Below are 16166 nucleotides of genomic sequence, written 5' to 3'. Positions count from 1 at the left end.
AGGTAACATTTTAAAATTTTGAGTGGTTGTCCTAACCACTCTATTTCTTTAGGGGGTCGTTTGGCTAGACCCCCCGCTCTATCTAGCTTGTAGCCCCTCTGTCACCCCTTGAACTTCGAGGGTATCGGCATTGAGACGGGCTTTCATATCGGGGTCTTGGAGTGGATTACTCAGGGGAATTAGCCGTAATTGCCGATTGTCTTGGATCAGATCAAAATAGGTTTCACCGTCGGGAGAGCGGGTTAAACGCAGACAATCGAAGCTATAGGTATTGAGATAAAGACTGTAGTTAGCAACTAGGGTGCTTTGCTGATAATCGGCGAAAACTTCCACTATCCATCCCTCCCCTTCACTCTGAATCACTCCTTCGAGACTATGGATGTAGCGAACTCGTCCGAGATCATCGAGGAGACGACGCATATCTTCTTTAGCGATGACCACGCCAGAATCAATAATACAGGGGGCGGGCAGGGGCTGTGAGGGTGGATGATAGTTCATAGGGATTGCCAGTAAAAAAATTTCCTTTTATAACCCACCGGGGGGTTTCTACCGATTCCTGTTGCAATTTTCTTCGGGTTACGTCTCGATCTTAACCCAATCCGCTAGAACTTTTCATTGTTATTTAATATTAATAACGACGATCGATGATTAATTTCCGCCTACTAAATATTTACAAAAATCTGGGTAGACAGAGCCTACCCAATCATAACTATTTACTGGGAGGGTTAGAAGCGGAAGGACTGCGATCGATCACCTGATCGATTAAACCATAGTCTAGAGCCTCTTCGGCGGACATAAAGAAATCCCTTTCCGTATCCTCGGCGATGAGGTCGAGAGGTTTACCCGTATGACTAGCTAGGTGTTCATTGAGTAATTGTTTGAGATAGAGAATTTCTTTGGCCTGAATTTCGATATCGGTGGCCTGACCTTGGGCGCCGCCGAGGGGTTGGTGAATCATGATCCGCGAGTTGGGTAGGCTCATTCTTTTGCCCGGTTTGCCGGCACTGAGGAGAAAAGCCCCCATACTGGCAGCTAAACCAATACAAATGGTGCTGACATCGGGACGGATTTGATTCATGGTGTCAAAAATCCCTAATCCGGCCGAAACGGAACCCCCGGGGGAGTTGATATACAAGTAAATATCTTTTTCGGGGTCTTCTGCTTCTAGAAAGAGTAATTGGGCGACGATTAGGTTAGCTAGGTCGCTGGTTACTTCTTGTCCCAAAAAGACGATTCTTTCCCGGAGTAGTCGGGAGTAGATATCGAAGGCGCGTTCGCCCCGGCCTGTGGTTTCAATAACGGTAGGAATCATTGCGCTTTCTTGTCTTGCTGCTGCGGTTAGTTTTTTGATTTTGACATACTCCCACCGTCAAGCTACGCTGTGACGGGGGATTCTTGACCTATCACTATCGGAAATTCCTTGTTCAACGAGACAGCTTAGATTCTCAATGTCTCCACTGAAAATCCAGAGACCGGACTCTCCCAAGGCGTTTGGGTCGGTTTCTGTTTGCCCAACAGTACCGTTGAGATGATTTCCCAAATATTGCAACCCTTTTTTAAGAATATTTATTGCTGCATTATGATCCCTATCTAAGATTGTTTTACAGTTAGGACATTGATGAGTTCTAGTGCTTAATGTTTTTTGAACTCTAGTACCACAAACTGAACAATCTTGAGTCGTGAAATGGGGAGGAACAGCAACACAAACAATCCGATAAATCTTAGCAAAATAATTCAACCATTCGGTGAATTGATACCAAGAAGCATCAGAAATCGACTTAGACAGCTTACGGTTTTTGACTAAGTTTCTTACCTTTAAAGCTTCATAGACTACCAGATCATTAGACTGGACTAACGCCAAAGCGTCTTTAATTGCTTTGTCTTTACGTTGTCTTGATACTTTAAGATGAAGCCTAGCTACTTTTATCCGTTGCTTGTGATAGTTTTTAGACTGTTTTTTTCCTTGACGAAACTTTTTGGATAACCGTCTTTGTGCTTTTTTAAGTCTTTTTTCTGACTTGCTTAAATAACGTGGATTCTCTACAGTATTCCCTTGTGCATCGGTATAAAATTCCTTTAACCCTAAGTCAATTCCTGTTATTTGTCCCGTTGGTTTATGGTATTCTTGCCGTTCTACGTCAATCAAAAACTGGCAATAATAACCGTCAGCACGTCTAACAACTCTTACCCGTTTAATCTGTTGTTCTGAATAATAAACTAAGGTTTTTTGACTACACCATAAATCAAATTCTCCTGCTTTAAAGCCATCGGTAAATCTGATTTTACGTCGATTATCAGATAGTTTGTAGCCCGTTAGTTTATACTCAACCGAACGGTTATGTTTTTTGAACCGAGGAAACCCCTTTTTTCCCGGTATCTTAGCATGACAATTATGGTAAAACCTAGTAATTGATTGCCAGGCTCTATCAGCAGCCGATTGACGAGCTTGAGAGTTTAATTTATTAACCCAAGGTGTCTCTTTATTGTTAGCTAGTACCGCACAAAGTTTTTGGAGATCATTGCGGGTTGTCCCTTGATTGTCCATCCAATAACGAACACAAGAGTTACGCACAAACTGAGATGTTCTAATTGCTTCATCAAGCCGGTGATATTGCTCTAGTGTCCCGTTTTTTAGCTTTGCTTCTACGACTAGCATCTAACAATTCTCGACCATTGGTTAAGTAGATTATAACACAGTTTGTCCACAGATGGTGGAATTAAACCGATGCTCCGTTGCTGACCCTTCGACTTCGCTCAGGGTCATTGATATTCTGGTCGGATTTCATCCCCCGCTAATTTTTGTGAGTATCTTATCGAAAAATGTAGCGGGGGTATTCATCCGATATTTTAGGTAACTTAGGGAATGGGGGATAGGGATTAGGGGATAGGGGAAGTATTTTCAGTGAACAGTCAACAGTAATCAGTGAACTGAAAACTCACATCTGATAACCGATAACTGATTCAAGGCTGACGACCGACCACTGGCTGCTGCCCCTTGATGGCTAACGGCTAAAAATAATCTTCTCGATGGCATCTAGGGCGGTTTCTAGGTCATCGTTGACGATTTGAGCGGGGAATTCCTCGCTGGCGGCCAATTCTTCTCGGGCGCGCTCTAGACGACGGGCGATCGCTATTTCGCTATCTTTGCCCCGGTCGCGCAAACGACGTTCTAATTCCTCGAAACTGGGGGGTAGGATAAAGATTCTCCTCGCTTCGGGGAAGCTTTGACAGACCTGTCTGGCCCCCTCTAATTCGATTTCTAGAATTACGGTCTGGCCTGTTGCTAATTGAGCGGCGATCGCTGATTGGGGTGTCCCATAGTAGTTGCCCGCGTATTCGGCCGATTCTAGAAATTCTCCGGCTGCCATTTTCTCCTCGAAACTGGGACGGTCGAGAAAGTAGTAATCTTCCCCCTCAATTTCACCCGGTCGAGGTGGGCGCGTAGTAGCGGATACGGACAGGTAGAGGTTAGGGAAACGAGTTAGTAAATGCCGGACTAGCGTACCCTTGCCCACACCGCTAGGGCCGGTAATGACAATTAATTGACCGGGTTGCATGGGGTTAATAACTTAGTTGCTACTATTAACAGGCGCTTCCTTGTTGACCACGAAACGGTGAGCCACGGTTTCTGGTTGAATGGCCGACAGCACTACATGACTAGAATCGGTGATGATCACCGCACGAGTCCGTCTTCCATAGGTAGCATCGATTAAACAGCCTTTATCCCGAGCATCACTGATGATGCGTTTGATAGGAGCCGATTCTGGGCTAACGATGGCGATAACCCGATTAGCGGAAACAATATTACCGAAGCCGATGTTGATCAGTTGTATATCCATAAGTTAACAAAGGTGCAGTCCTTTGTACAAAAGAGTGTTGAGGTATGATTACAATGTTATCGAGAAAGATTTAGCCTTACAACGCTAAAAATAACATTCTTAATCACATTTTAGTATTTTTTCAGGTTTTTTGCGATTTTAATTAAATTTGTTTACACAAGTCTCTATCTTAGGGAATAAAAAGGCAAAAGTCGGGAAAATTAGGGAATTTTGAGGGTGTGGGGTGATGGGGTGATGGGGTGTGGGGTGATGGGGGGTGGGAGCTTTTTTCAGTGATCAGTAAACAGTAATCAGTGAACTGAAAACTCACATCTGATAACTGACTCTCGATCACTGATCACTGATCACTGTTAAGAATGTCCCCGGCAATGGCATGATAATTATGGTAACTAATAAGTATTCTCTATCCTTGGTGGGTGCGTTAGACTATGGGTTTTGCTGATCTATCGATCGCTGATATTGCGGCAGAGTACGGTCTGGCCGATGAATCTGTGTTGTCACTTTGCGACCAATTAGGCATCTCCTATAAAGATCGGCAGACTAATCTCGCCCTAGAAGATGCTAAAGCAATTATCTCACTGATTTTATCCCAACGCTCAGGAGTAACCGCCTCTAAAACGGAAACGTCCCCTTGACTTTATTCCCCACTGGGATCTTCTCGGTGTCCGTGATCACTTAGAATCGATCGATACCCTCCCAGAGGAGAAAATTTTTTAGTCACCTTAAAATTCCCTTTCTTGGAACAATTGCGAGTAGGAGAACAATGATCAAACGTTTGATTGTGGCAGCGATCGCTGTAGTTTTTTTTGTATTACAATTCAATCTTAACGGCGCTAGTGCCTTAGAACTCGATGAAGAAACCCTCACCATCACCCTCAATGATGCGGGGAAATCGGTGACTTTGACTTCTGAACAAGCGACGGAAGGACAGAAACTTTTTATCGCCAATTGTACTAAGTGTCACCTGCAAGGTAAAACCAAAACTAATAATAACGTCAGTTTGGGTCTGGCCGATCTAGCAAAAGCGGAACCCCCCAGAGATAATCTGTTAGCATTGATTGATTATCTAGAACATCCCACCAGTTACGATGGTGAAGATGATCTGAGCGAACTCCATCCCAATGTTAGCCGTCCCGATCTCTTCCCAGAATTACGCAATCTGACCGAAGATGATGTGTATAACGTCGCCGCTTATATGTTGGTTGCTCCCCGTCTAGACGAGCGCTGGGGTGGCACAATTTACTTCTAAATTGCACTGCATATATCCCTCGATCCCTCTAGATTTCTAGGGGGATTTTTGATTAGACAGCAAATAGTTGTAAAAATTCTTTGAGTTCATTTAATACCTCATGCTCAAAGTTCCAAATGTCTTTTTTGGTTAAAGCATGGGATAAATTACAATATTTCTTAGCCTCTCTTTTTTCATTCTGTGATGGTGTATCTTCCCTGATATAGTTTTGAATCCACAATTTATCAATTTTTTTACGATTTATATCAATATTTTTTTGTGCAAGACAGAATCGCCAAGCTTCTACACAATCAGCATGGGGAGAATCTTGGGTTTTAATTTCTCTCAACACTGTCTCTAGTTCCCCCTGTTCATTAACATGAAGAAAATGACAACCTATTTGAGTATTCGTAGAAGCATTTAATTGAAATAGCTTTTGGGTATCATCTATCCTGACTGCTTCTCTAAAAACTCTTTGAATACATTGACTAACCAGAGCAAGTCTTTCTTGTCTGGTTTGTTCGTCTAAATCTAAAACAATACCTATCTTTTGAATATCATCTTTGAGCAGGGTGTTATTAAGTCGTTTCAGTCGTTGTTCAAGGCTACGATAATTTTCTCGTTCTATTCCGTCTAGAATATAAAATTCAACAATAGTTATCGTTAAATGATTCGATTCATTAATATGCTCAATAATAGCTCGTAAAAAAGCCACATCATCTTGACTTTCAACAATTATTACATTAGCCACGATTCTACTCACCTCTGATTCGATCATTGTGCTTGAGAGCATAATCTAAGATATCTAATTCACTTTTAATACCGATAATTTTATCAGTTCTGGGACTCCTTGCTAGTTCAAAATAGGCCCCCTGTTCTGGATAATATTCTAACCCCACATCGGCAAAAGCTTGGATCATCTCTAAACTGTGGGTTGTGGCAAAAATTTGGCTATCTAGTTCGATAGCTAATCGGAATAAAGTTTTCCAAATATCTGGGTAAGCAGTATAGTGAAGACCATTTTCTATTTCATCGATAAAAATAATTTTTTTAGGATTGATGAGTAGAGCAAAAATCATCTCTATCAGACGATTAATAGCTTCACCAAACAGAGATATGGGTAGGCGTTTTCTCTCTTTTCTTTTCAGGTATAAATTTGGTTCGCCCAGAAAAAAACTTTCTATCTTTTTAATAGAAGGATCAAGTATTTGCAAGGCTTTTAGCACTTCTTCTTCCTGTTCATTAAAAGCTATTTTAGTATAGGACTCGCTCAATTCTTCCAAAGATTTATTGACAGATGCATCAATGATTACTGGTTGCTCATCACCCGCATTAGGTAAAGCTAGTATTCCCTCAGAACTAGCAATTAAAAAATAGTTCATTTGACTATCTTTTGAGTCATTCTTGAGGTCAAAACTTGTGTGAATATTTAAGATAGAAATAACTGATTTATTTTTAGCGATAAAATCATATAATTTTTGCCAATCTTCAGAGATGCCTAGAACAGTATCTTGAAGAGAATCGGAAATCGATATTTTTACCAATTTATCCCCTTGATTAGATTGGGAGCCTTTTAACTCAATAATATTTTCTCTATCAAGATTGAATAATAAATTATCCCAAGCATTTTTGGGAACAGCCTGAACAACGGCTAAAGATTCCTTGCGAATAGATTCTCTGACTTCATGAATAGTATTTGGATAGGGATAACTATACAAAAATATTGCCTCTAACAAGGCAGTTTTCCCTGAATTGTTTTTACCACCAATTAAATTAACTCGCTCAAAACCTTCAATTTTGGTATGCTCAAAACATCTAAAATTACTAATTTCAATATCCTTAATCATGTTGACCTCTGGGCTGGATAAGCATAAATTTAGGCGTAGGAATGAAGCTGGCGAGATGGGGATTTTTTTACTTAATTCTAGACGAGAATAGCCTCAAACTCTCAAAACGGTGACTATCCCTGACGGAAACTGCCGCCCTAAGAGATAATAGAGAGAGGGATTTATTTACATTTCTTCATCATGGCTAGAGACTTACGAGGATTTATTAAGCTTTTAGAAGAGCGTGGGCAATTACGCCGCATTAGTGCATCGGTCTCTGCCGATTTAGAAATTGCCGAGATCGCTAATCGGATGCTACAGGTGGGGGGACCGGCCCTACTGTTTGAAAACGTGCAAGGAGCAGAGTTTCCCGTCGCTATTAACCTGATGGGAACGGTAGAACGCATCTGTTGGGCGATGAACCTGAATAAACCCGAAGAATTGGAAGATTTAGGCAAAAAACTCGCCCTGTTGCAACAACCGAAACCCCCGAAAAAACTCTCCCAAGCGATCGATTTTGGTAAAGTTTTATTTGATGTCCTGAAAGCCAAACCCAACCGTAACTTTTTCCCTGCCTGTCAACAGGTGATTTTAGAGGGGGATGAAGTAGATTTAAAGAAAATTCCGATGATTCGTCCCTATTCGGGCGATGCAGGTCAGATTATCACCCTAGGGCTAGTAATTACTAAAGATTGCGAAACGGGAACCCCTAACGTCGGTGTCTATCGCTTACAGCTACAGTCTCACAATACCATGACCGTCCACTGGTTATCCGTGCGCGGTGGGGCGCGTCACCTGCGAAAAGCGGCACAAATGGGCAAAAAATTGGAAATAGCCATCGCTTTAGGGGTCGATCCTCTGATTATCATGGCCGCCGCCACTCCTATACCCGTAGATCTGTCAGAATGGCTGTTTGCGGGATTGTACGGCGGTTCTGGGGTACAGTTAGCCAAGTGTAAAACCCTCGATTTGCAAGTGCCGGCCGACGCAGAAATCGTCCTGGAAGGAACAATTACCCCCGGAGAGGTATTGCCAGATGGACCCTTTGGTGATCACATGGGTTACTATGGCGGTGTGGAAGATTCACCCCTGATTCATTTCCACTGCATGACCCATCGTCGCGACCCCATTTATTTAACCACTTTTAGCGGTCGTCCTCCCAAGGAAGAAGCGATGATGGCGATCGCACTTAATCGTATTTATACACCGATTTTACGGCAACAGGTGTCAGAAATCAGGGATTTTTTCCTACCGATGGAAGCTTTAAGCTATAAAGCGGCGATTATCTCCATTGATAAAGCCTATCCAGGGCAAGCGCGGCGAGCGGCCTTAGCTTTTTGGAGTGCCTTACCCCAGTTCACCTATACTAAATTTGTCATCGTCGTCGATAAGGAGATTAATATTCGCGACCCCCGGCAAGTGGTTTGGGCAATTAGTTCTAAAGTGGATCCGGTTCGCGATGTGTTTATTCTCCCGGAAACCCCCTTTGATAGCCTCGATTTTGCCAGCGAAAAGGTCGGTTTGGGGGGGAGAATGGGAATTGATGCCACCACTAAAATGTATCCCGAAACCGACCACGAATGGGGGGAACCTTTGGAGTCGGATCCTGCCATGGCGGTCAAGGTTTCCCAACGCTGGTCAGAATACGGTTTAATCGATATTAATTTACAAGAAGTAGATGCCAATAAGTTTGGCTACGAAATGTAGATTTAACCGACTAAATACCCAATAGCTTATCTTGTCCCTAAATCTCAAAAAAATCGGGCTAGAAATATCTTCTAACCCGATATTAGTGATTAATTTCTCGACTTAGTAAGCGTCCTGTAGTTCGTAGAATTCGGGAGAAACGTAATCTTTGCGTAGGGGCCAACCGACCCAATCTTCCGGCATTAAAATCCGTTTCAAGTTGGGATGTCCTTCATAAATAATGCCGAACATATCATAACTTTCTCGTTCTTGCCAGTCAGCTGCTTTCCAAATCCAGTAAACCGAAGCAACCCTGGGATTATCTCTGGGAAGAAAGACTTTTAAGCGCACTTCCACGGGACTATCGACATTATCGGTTACTTTGACCAGATGATAGAAACTAACTAATTCTGTCCCCGGTCCCAAATCGTAAGCGCCCTGACATTGGAGATAATTAAAGCCATAAGCGTATAAAGCAGTGGCCAGAGGAATTAAAAAGTCTGCTTCTACTTTAATCAATTCCACGCCACTATGGTCAGCTTCTAAAGCTTGATGCTCAAAACCATTTTCACTTAACCAAATCGAAGTGGGGCCAGCTTGCACAATAGCTGTGGTTTCTTCAGTCATTTAGATTTCTTCCTTTTGTTTCGTGGTCAAAAGAGCGGGGGGAACAGGCATACCGGTGGCTTCTAGCAACTCTTTCGGAGGTGCTTGACGGGTGGCCGATTGCAGATATTTACCGGTAAGAATCGGTTCCGTGGCCTGCATTTTGTGGGTAGTGCTGTAATAACGATTGGTTTGCTGGAGGACAGTCCCGCGTTCTTGAATAGATTCGTTAGCGACTTTTTTCCGCAGTTTAATAATCGCGTCGATAATCGCTTCCGGACGGGGGGGACAACCGGGTATATAGACATCCACGGGGATAAGTTTATCTACCCCTCTAACCGCAGTGGTGGAGTCACTGCTGAACATTCCCCCCGTAATCGTACAGGCACCCATGGCGATAACGTATTTAGGTTCCGGCATTTCTTCATACAGACGCACCAAAGCGGGGGCCATTTTCATGGTGATTGTACCGGCAGTGATGATTAAATCGGCTTGTCGGGGACTAGAACGGGGAACTAAACCAAAGCGATCGAAATCAAAACGGGAACCAATCAAGGCTGCGAACTCGATAAAACAGCAAGCTGTACCGTATAGCATCGGCCAAAGACTTGACAAACGCGCCCAGTTATACAGGTCATCAACGGTGGTGAGGATGACATTTTCCGATAAATCCTGGGTAACTTTGGTGCGTTCGATGGGATTGAGGATTTTTTCGCTTTGTTGTTCGATAATTTGCTTAAATTCGCTGGTAGGGTTGGGACTCATCGGGTTATCCTCTTATGAAAAGTCAAAAATAAGGAAAATTATGGCCGTTATGACCATTCTAAGGCTCCTTTTCGCCAAGCATAGACGAGAGCAACCACAAGGATAGCAATAAAGATCAGTGCTTCTACAAAAGCTAATAGGCCCAATTGATTGAAAGCTACTGCCCAAGGGTAGAGAAAGACGGTTTCCACGTCAAAAACCACGAAAACGAGGGCAAACATATAATAACGAATGTTAAACTGAATCCAAGCACCGCCGATCGGTTCCATCCCCGATTCATAGGTGGTGCGTCTTTCCGGACCACCACCACTAGGCCGCAGGACTTTGGAGGCAGTTAGGGATAGGATTGGTACTAAACTGCAAGCAAGCAGAAATCCTAGAAAATACTCGTAACCTTTGAGGACAAACACTGGGTTTTTTTCTCCTTATTCGCTATCGACAGGGGAAGTTGTCGGCATCTCTATGGCTACTTATTATAGAGGCTTTAGCAACCCGTCTCCTTCTCAAAAGCAGCATTGAAGATGTTTATCCAGATTGCTCGTTAAGATTGTACGGGAGTGCCGGAGTTGCCAGTTCGAGCATTTGTCCTAAAATTTCCGATAGGCAGTATAGTTTGTTAATGCACAGGCTCCAAGCAGCGATCGCACTAAGAGGAGAGTATCTGGTGTGGGGATAACTTTAAGTTGGGAAAGTTGAGCATCTCATACGGCCGCTCCTTTTGACACCCCCCAGTCTGACGGCAAATCCTTGTACAGAAAAACTTTCAAGAGTTCTCAGCACCACTAGGGTATCCCCAGCCAGGGAGATAAATGTAAAGATTTATTAAATTGTAGCGTATGATACAGTCTGGGGGGGTAGAGTGCATATTGGCCATTATCTAAAACTAAACAAGAGAGTAAAGCCATGGCTACTTACTACGGTACAAGTGGAGCAGACTACTACAACTATACGGGAAGTGAACAACTCTATGCCTATGGTTATGGTGGCAATGATACCATTTACGGTAATACCAACGATGATCGTATTGACGGTCGCGATGGCAATGATCAACTTTATGGACAGTCGGGCAATGATATCTTATGGGGATGGAATGGCAACGATTATTTAGATGGGGGAACTGGTAATGACACTTTATGGGGAGAATCGGGAAATGATACCTTATTCGGGGGATCAGGAAATGATTATCTGAGTGGTGGTAATGGTAATGATCGCTTAACCGGCTCTACATCTGGATCTTTTAACAGCAATGAGTATGACACCTTAGTTGGAGGTGCTGGAGATGACATTTTTGTGCTAGGTGAAAGTGCTGGTAACTATTATCAAGGTAGTGGTTATGCCCTTATTGTTGAATATGTCGGCATACTAGACCGTATTCAAATTAAGAATACTGGTTCACTTCGCCTATCGTGGGAAAATTGGGCAGGTACTTCTGCTTTATTAGATACAGCCATCTATCAAGGAGGTGACTTAATTGGAGTCGTTCAAGATAACACCAGCATTTCGTTAAACAGTTCTTACTTTCAATTTGTTTAGCATCGCCTCGTAGGTTGGTTTCTATAAAGAAAACGAGTTTCTTTAAGAAACCCGTTTTCTGTGCTTGTGCTTTTATTGTTCCGCAAATAATAATCAACATTTGGAGATATAGCGTTTCTGATTCACAAGAGGTACATTCCCGATCCTGAACAGCTTAATCAGCAAAGGTTTAAGTGTGCCGCACAGATGCGAGAAACGCTATAAGTAGCTGGTTATAATTAAATTAAAAATGGATTTTAGGTTCGATCCCCCCTTAATCCCCCCTTAATAAGGGGGGTGCCGATAGGCGGGGGGATCCCCCCTTAATCCCCCCTTAATAAGGGGGGGATCTGATAATTTTTAACGCCTACCTACTTAATAGGTTTTTAAGAACCAATAAATCTCACTTTTTCTACTCCTTCAATCATCTCTAAGGCCAATTGTGCAGAGGTAAATGAGCTACTATTGTCCACTTGTTCTTTAATCCTGTCAGTAAGTGAATTGATATCTATAACTCTTTTTTCTGAATCTTTCCAAGGAATATTATCAACCTTTTTGTCAATTTGCTGACCATCTAAGTTTTTTAATTTTTTGTAAAAGGTTTTATTCTCATCATCCCAGTCTAGTCCAAAATGTAAGGTTTCTGGTTTTTGGTGAATATCTACCGTTTTGATCTCCCCCTTAAATAAACAAATTAAAACATTAGCAGAAAGACGTTCCATCCGTAGTAATTCAATCTTTTTTGTATCATCTTCATTATAACCATCAACGAGTAAACCTGGCCAACTTGACACCACATCTGAACGGAGTAAGAAACCAGTTACTATGGGGTAATTGTTAACAGCAAGATTTGTTTTATTTTCTTGATCATGTTTATGATCTGATGTAGTTACTCGACCAATACTAAAGGCTCCATCTAATAGGCATTCTATCCAAAGGGAATCAAGATAGAAGAAACGAATTGATTCTACAGGTAACATAAGTTCATCGGGAACGAGATAATTAAAGGGTACACCTTTAAGAAGACTTAAATCTTCAAACCAATTATAAATACTCTCAGGAAGTTCTGTATTAGGTTGATTATAAACAGGTAAATGAGTTTCGGTATTTTGTAAGCTTTGTCTATGAGTGCGTTTCCAATTATAGAGACTAACGGATAAATTTTTACTCTGTAAAGCGAGTAATCTTCCTAATTCCCAAGCAGCAGAGTATGAAAGATCAAACATACCATTATCAGGATTATAAATGATTAATTCATCTGCTGTACGAATGGGTAAGGTGATGTTATTGTTAGGGTTGTTTCCCGTAATTAAAGGACTATGATACCAAGAGAAGGTTTTCCCTCCTTGTCGTAAAAAATGGGGTAGGGGAACATAACCCATAGATAGATATTTTTCGGCTTCAGTATTATTAACTTGTGGCAATCTTAGGGTACTAGGTTCTCGGTTAAGATGGGTCAAAAGTCCTTGAAAACTTTGCTTTTCATCAATACAAGAAAAACTCCAACTTTTTAGGCTAACTAAACGAATCTTATCATTATCTCTTGCTCCCTGAAAATCAAACCAGTTATTATTATAACGTCCTTCTAAAGAAACCAGATGGACGATACTTCTGCCACTTTTTTGAGGAAGTCTATTACAAATAATAACGGCTAATTCATCGCCGATTAATTTTCCTTGCTCATCTGTTCCTTGACGAACATGAGCAAGATAAGTTAAGTCTTCTTTAGTGGGTAAAATTTTTTCTAATAACTGTTTCTGGACATCAATAATTATTACTTTATCGTCTTTATATTGTCCACTTTCTAGGGTAAAATTAGGAAATTTAGCAGTATAACTATTAATATCTTTTAAGATTTCTAGGGTAATAATTTTGGATTCGGGGTTTTCTGTTTCTTCAAATAATAATAAAGCTAACCAAGTAGTAGTATTATTATTACTAATAGATTGACGTTCCCAAGGTAAGGTACTACGGTTTAGGATAATATGGGGTAAAACATTGGAATGTTCTCCTAAGCTACCATCAGGGGGAAATACAGCGTGGATGTCTGTAGGTTTTAAGTCAAATCTTTCTGCACCTACAGAAAATTTTCTAGTAATCCGAAAGGAGTTATCGGTTGTGATTTCCCCCCCTTTTATTTCCTGTTGAATGGTAATCTCATAGTCACCATCTTTTAAAGCTGGTTGATGATACTGAATAAATTCAATTTTAGTGGGTTCAGTTGTGGTAGTTTCTGGCATTTTTGACTCCTTTAATAATAATTAATTAACTAAAACTCCAATTTTAGGTGAACCTAATAAATGATCGGCAATTGTTGCACTGAGATCAATTTCTTCACTTTTCAAATTTAGTGCTTTTAGTAAATTATCTCTGGTGTTGTTGACTGCGTTATCTACAATAGTGTTACGGATGTCTTTAGTGGTTTCCTCCTGAAAAGTGCTAATCGTTCGCCAATGATAAGCATTATTAATTGAAGTAGTGCTAAATTGTAATTTACTGCGATTAATGGCTTGAGTTGCCCCCAGTTCTGGTTGTTTTTTAGGTTTAATTTCTAATCCAGATAGGGTATTTTCAATAAATTGATTACCATTCAAACTAGGGGTTAAAGATTCGCCCCAAAGTGCGATGGGAACTTTTTTAAATAGGGGAGTACAAGCAAAATCTTCGTCAAATTCTGTTGAGTTTAGCGTTGTACCATTTTTATTAATAGTAATCGTTAATTCTGAGATTAGCTCAGAGGCTGTTACTGCCATGGAACCGATGCCAAACTGGGTATTAATTTCCTGAGTATTAAGATTAACATTACAAGTTTTAATAGGAATGACTGAATTAGTGACTAAGCAGAAATCTTTAGGATTAATGTTCCCTAAATCTGTTTTATCATCTTGATTAACTTTTCTAACTAAACCCTCTTGAACAGTAATACTACAAATAGCATCATCAGCAGGGAGAAAAGAGGTTTTAAACTCATTCCAGTCAATGGCTGTGGGTGCTTGCGAGGCACTGCTACCAAAGCTCACATCAAAAGAAATAATCCAAAGATGAATATGGGCAATACCTGTAAATTCGGGTCCCCAGATGTGTAAATCTGCCCCTAATTGAACAGTAATATGATGGGTTCCAAAAAAGTGAAAAGTATAGGACACTCCCATATCAATATAGATAGAAATATCGTAGTGATAGGGTTTCCAAGACATGAGAAAATCTGCCCCGGCGTTGAACCAAGCACTCAGAGGACCACTATTCCAAGTAGCTTGGAGGTGTCCCCCGGCCATGATAGCGGAAGGAGTCAAGGCAAAATAAGCATCTGCTTTGAGGTAAAGTTCACTGCTAACTTGCCAATTTAAGGTGAGGCGAGGTACTTTCGGATAATGGTCTGGGACATTAAAGAGGGGATGATAACCCCCTAAAGTGAGGACAAAATCTCCCTCATGGACGTTAGGGGCAAACCAGCCATAAAAGGCAAATCCTCCGGTGAGATGACAAGCTTGAGAAAGGATATAAGAGTTAGGAGTAAGTTGGGCAATAACGCCGATAAATCCTTCGGCGGGCAGAAAACTGGCTTTGAGGGCTAGTTGTACCTCGGCAACCGGGGGGACTCCTGCGCCTACATTTGGGGGGGCGATGAGGGTGGCTAAACCAAGGAGATTAAGTTCAAAACGATTACCAAAAGCGACGGTAAGCAGGAGAAAAGAGTCAATTAGTTTAAAAGAGGTGAATTTAATGCCGATGGCGAGGAATATTTGCCCAGTTTCGGGGGGGATATAGTCTCGGAGTTTGGTTAGTTCTCCTGTGAGTCGGGCGGCTTGGTCTGAGTTAGAACCCTCAGCAGGAGGAGGGTTAACGGCTTCGGCGACGAGGGGGAAGGTGGCAACTTGGTCAATGGTGGGGACTTTGAGGGCGCGGTTATAGCCAAAGCCGGCGGCTAACCCGGTGACGAAGAAGAAAGAGGGTCCACCGATGGGATAGTCAAGAATGGCGTAGATAAAGAGGGAGGGATGCCCTTGAAAATAAGCATAGGACCCTATGGCGGAAAGGTTGAGGGTTTTGGCTTTGACGTTAAATTTGATAACGGCGGCCCCGTTGTATTCGTCTATGCCGTTTCGGGTAGTTCTGAGGAATGCGCCACCGATTTCTAGGGTGTCGCTGCCTTTGTAGTCGATGCCGATGCCTTTAAGGTCAAATTTGGGGTCAAATTGATTGAGGGGGGAGTTAACGGCAAGTCCATCGAGGGAGAGGGAAAGTCCAGCTAGGTTAAGACTAGCATCTAATAAAACCCAGATTTTTGAGTCTTGGTATTTTAGACCAACTCTCTGAAAGTGGACAGGCCCTAAGCTTTTTTGCAGTGTAAACCATTTGGTACTATCACTAATTGGGGTGGGAGTAGAGGAAGGGGTGACGACTGGGGGAGAAAGGTTATTATCCCGTGGGGGGGTTGTTCCTTCTATTTGACCCGTCTGTTTATTGATGGTGATGGGGAGTTCTAATTGTTGGATTTCGCTTCCGAATTGAAGCGAGGGGATAAGGTCGAGACGTTGGTTAATATCGGTGGTGGGTAGTTTAATGCCTCCGTCGGTATATAAACAGAAATGTTGAATCTCGTAACAAAACTTTACATTTAAGAACATGACAACCCCAGAACGCCATTTTTCAGATTGAATAGACAATTTTCCTAAACCAGTGTACATAGCTGATATGTTGACA

At 41.9% G+C, this 16166-nt stretch carries 16 protein-coding genes; 4 read left to right on the top strand and 12 right to left on the bottom strand.

The features are described from left to right. Window positions 1–78 precede the first annotated feature (78 nt). The 5 genes from H6G48_RS02875 to remA all read right to left on the bottom strand — a co-directional run bounded on the left by H6G48_RS02875 (window position 79) and on the right by remA (window position 3839). Window positions 79–498, bottom strand: coding sequence for a hypothetical protein (locus H6G48_RS02875; protein ID WP_190718881.1), 420 nt, complete (start codon window positions 496–498; stop codon window positions 79–81). Window positions 499–709: 211 nt separating this feature from the next. After that, a complete protein-coding gene (clpP, locus tag H6G48_RS02870) occupies window positions 710–1351 on the bottom strand; it encodes an ATP-dependent Clp endopeptidase proteolytic subunit ClpP (protein ID WP_223210720.1) in 642 nt (213 codons plus the stop codon). Window positions 1352–1369: 18 nt separating this feature from the next. Next, a complete protein-coding gene (locus H6G48_RS02865) occupies window positions 1370–2656 on the bottom strand; it encodes an RNA-guided endonuclease InsQ/TnpB family protein (RefSeq protein WP_190718879.1) in 1287 nt (428 codons plus the stop codon). A gap of 346 nt (window positions 2657–3002) precedes the next feature. Continuing rightward, window positions 3003–3557: a guanylate kinase gene (gene gmk, locus H6G48_RS02860; protein WP_190718876.1), complete on the bottom strand. Its 555-nt coding sequence runs from the start codon at window positions 3555–3557 to the stop codon at window positions 3003–3005. Between the two features lie 12 nt (window positions 3558–3569). After that, entirely contained in the window at window positions 3570–3839 is a 270-nt protein-coding gene (gene remA / locus H6G48_RS02855; RefSeq protein WP_002737924.1) for an extracellular matrix/biofilm regulator RemA, read from the bottom strand. Window positions 3840–4267: 428 nt separating this feature from the next. Here remA and H6G48_RS02850 point away from each other — a divergent pair, with 428 nt between their 5' ends. Together H6G48_RS02850 and psbV are read left to right on the top strand one after the other, a co-directional pair. Continuing rightward, on the top strand, window positions 4268–4474 hold the full coding sequence (locus H6G48_RS02850; RefSeq protein ID WP_061432255.1) for a hypothetical protein: 207 nt from the start codon (window positions 4268–4270) through the stop codon (window positions 4472–4474). A gap of 128 nt (window positions 4475–4602) precedes the next feature. Next, entirely contained in the window at window positions 4603–5088 is a 486-nt protein-coding gene (gene psbV, locus H6G48_RS02845) for a photosystem II cytochrome c-550 (RefSeq protein WP_199328712.1), read from the top strand. A gap of 52 nt (window positions 5089–5140) precedes the next feature. Here psbV and H6G48_RS02840 read toward each other — a convergent pair whose 3' ends face one another. Continuing rightward, window positions 5141–5845: a DUF3226 domain-containing protein gene (locus H6G48_RS02840; RefSeq protein ID WP_190718873.1), complete on the bottom strand. Its 705-nt coding sequence runs from the start codon at window positions 5843–5845 to the stop codon at window positions 5141–5143. Beyond that, a complete protein-coding gene (locus tag H6G48_RS02835) occupies window positions 5823–6914 on the bottom strand; it encodes an AAA family ATPase (protein WP_190718870.1) in 1092 nt (363 codons plus the stop codon). The genes H6G48_RS02840 and H6G48_RS02835 overlap by 23 nt, the downstream gene beginning before the upstream one ends. A gap of 180 nt (window positions 6915–7094) precedes the next feature. Between H6G48_RS02835 and H6G48_RS02830 the strand changes: the two genes are divergently transcribed. Next, entirely contained in the window at window positions 7095–8600 is a 1506-nt protein-coding gene (locus tag H6G48_RS02830; RefSeq protein ID WP_190718866.1) for a UbiD family decarboxylase, read from the top strand. Window positions 8601–8702: 102 nt separating this feature from the next. On the opposite strand, the gene H6G48_RS02825 is transcribed toward H6G48_RS02830, so the two are convergent. From H6G48_RS02825 to ndhC, 3 genes are read right to left on the bottom strand one after another with little or no spacing between them, the layout of a single operon-like run. Further along, a complete protein-coding gene (locus tag H6G48_RS02825) occupies window positions 8703–9206 on the bottom strand; it encodes an NAD(P)H-quinone oxidoreductase subunit J (protein ID WP_190718863.1) in 504 nt (167 codons plus the stop codon). Beyond that, complete coding sequence (gene ndhK / locus H6G48_RS02820; RefSeq protein ID WP_002760976.1) at window positions 9207–9950, bottom strand: photosynthetic/respiratory NAD(P)H-quinone oxidoreductase subunit K; 744 nt, start codon at window positions 9948–9950, stop codon at window positions 9207–9209. It abuts the gene before it with no gap. A 47-nt stretch (window positions 9951–9997) separates the two neighbouring features. After that, window positions 9998–10360, bottom strand: a complete 363-nt coding sequence (gene ndhC, locus H6G48_RS02815) for a photosynthetic/respiratory NAD(P)H-quinone oxidoreductase subunit C (protein ID WP_002739390.1) — start codon at window positions 10358–10360, stop codon at window positions 9998–10000. Window positions 10361–10853: 493 nt separating this feature from the next. On the opposite strand from ndhC, the gene H6G48_RS26750 reads away from it, so the two are divergent. Next, entirely contained in the window at window positions 10854–11483 is a 630-nt protein-coding gene (locus H6G48_RS26750; RefSeq protein WP_190718860.1) for a calcium-binding protein, read from the top strand. Between the two features lie 365 nt (window positions 11484–11848). Here the strand turns inward: H6G48_RS26750 and H6G48_RS02805 are convergent, their stop codons facing one another. Both H6G48_RS02805 and H6G48_RS02800 read right to left on the bottom strand, forming a co-directional pair. Next, a complete protein-coding gene (locus H6G48_RS02805; RefSeq protein WP_190718857.1) occupies window positions 11849–13702 on the bottom strand; it encodes a hypothetical protein in 1854 nt (617 codons plus the stop codon). 21 nt (window positions 13703–13723) lie between these two features. Continuing rightward, window positions 13724–16166: DUF6603 domain-containing protein (locus H6G48_RS02800; protein ID WP_341275479.1), on the bottom strand; the 2443-nt coding region annotated here is incomplete at its 5' end.

Source organism: Microcystis flos-aquae FACHB-1344 (assembly GCF_014698375.1).
In the GTDB taxonomy this organism is placed as follows: Bacteria; Cyanobacteriota; Cyanobacteriia; order Cyanobacteriales; family Microcystaceae; genus Microcystis; species Microcystis aeruginosa.
This window is presented reverse-complemented; position numbering and strand designations above follow the sequence as displayed.

What these genes read in the sequence shown, in the direction of transcription:
- H6G48_RS02875 (WP_190718881.1), bottom strand. Translation starts at nt 498, where the DNA reads ATGAACTATCATCCACCCTCACAGCCCCTGCCCGCCCCCTGTATTATT.
- H6G48_RS02865 (WP_190718879.1), bottom strand. Translation starts at nt 2,656, where the DNA reads ATGCTAGTCGTAGAAGCAAAGCTAAAAAACGGGACACTAGAGCAATAT.
- gmk (WP_190718876.1), bottom strand. Translation starts at nt 3,557, where the DNA reads ATGCAACCCGGTCAATTAATTGTCATTACCGGCCCTAGCGGTGTGGGC.
- remA (WP_002737924.1), bottom strand. Translation starts at nt 3,839, where the DNA reads ATGGATATACAACTGATCAACATCGGCTTCGGTAATATTGTTTCCGCT.
- H6G48_RS02850 (WP_061432255.1), top strand. Translation starts at nt 4,268, where the DNA reads ATGGGTTTTGCTGATCTATCGATCGCTGATATTGCGGCAGAGTACGGT.
- psbV (WP_199328712.1), top strand. Translation starts at nt 4,603, where the DNA reads ATGATCAAACGTTTGATTGTGGCAGCGATCGCTGTAGTTTTTTTTGTA.
- H6G48_RS02840 (WP_190718873.1), bottom strand. Translation starts at nt 5,845, where the DNA reads ATGATCGAATCAGAGGTGAGTAGAATCGTGGCTAATGTAATAATTGTT.
- H6G48_RS02835 (WP_190718870.1), bottom strand. Translation starts at nt 6,914, where the DNA reads ATGATTAAGGATATTGAAATTAGTAATTTTAGATGTTTTGAGCATACC.
- H6G48_RS02830 (WP_190718866.1), top strand. Translation starts at nt 7,095, where the DNA reads ATGGCTAGAGACTTACGAGGATTTATTAAGCTTTTAGAAGAGCGTGGG.
- H6G48_RS02825 (WP_190718863.1), bottom strand. Translation starts at nt 9,206, where the DNA reads ATGACTGAAGAAACCACAGCTATTGTGCAAGCTGGCCCCACTTCGATT.
- ndhK (WP_002760976.1), bottom strand. Translation starts at nt 9,950, where the DNA reads ATGAGTCCCAACCCTACCAGCGAATTTAAGCAAATTATCGAACAACAA.
- H6G48_RS26750 (WP_190718860.1), top strand. Translation starts at nt 10,854, where the DNA reads ATGGCTACTTACTACGGTACAAGTGGAGCAGACTACTACAACTATACG.
- H6G48_RS02805 (WP_190718857.1), bottom strand. Translation starts at nt 13,702, where the DNA reads ATGCCAGAAACTACCACAACTGAACCCACTAAAATTGAATTTATTCAG.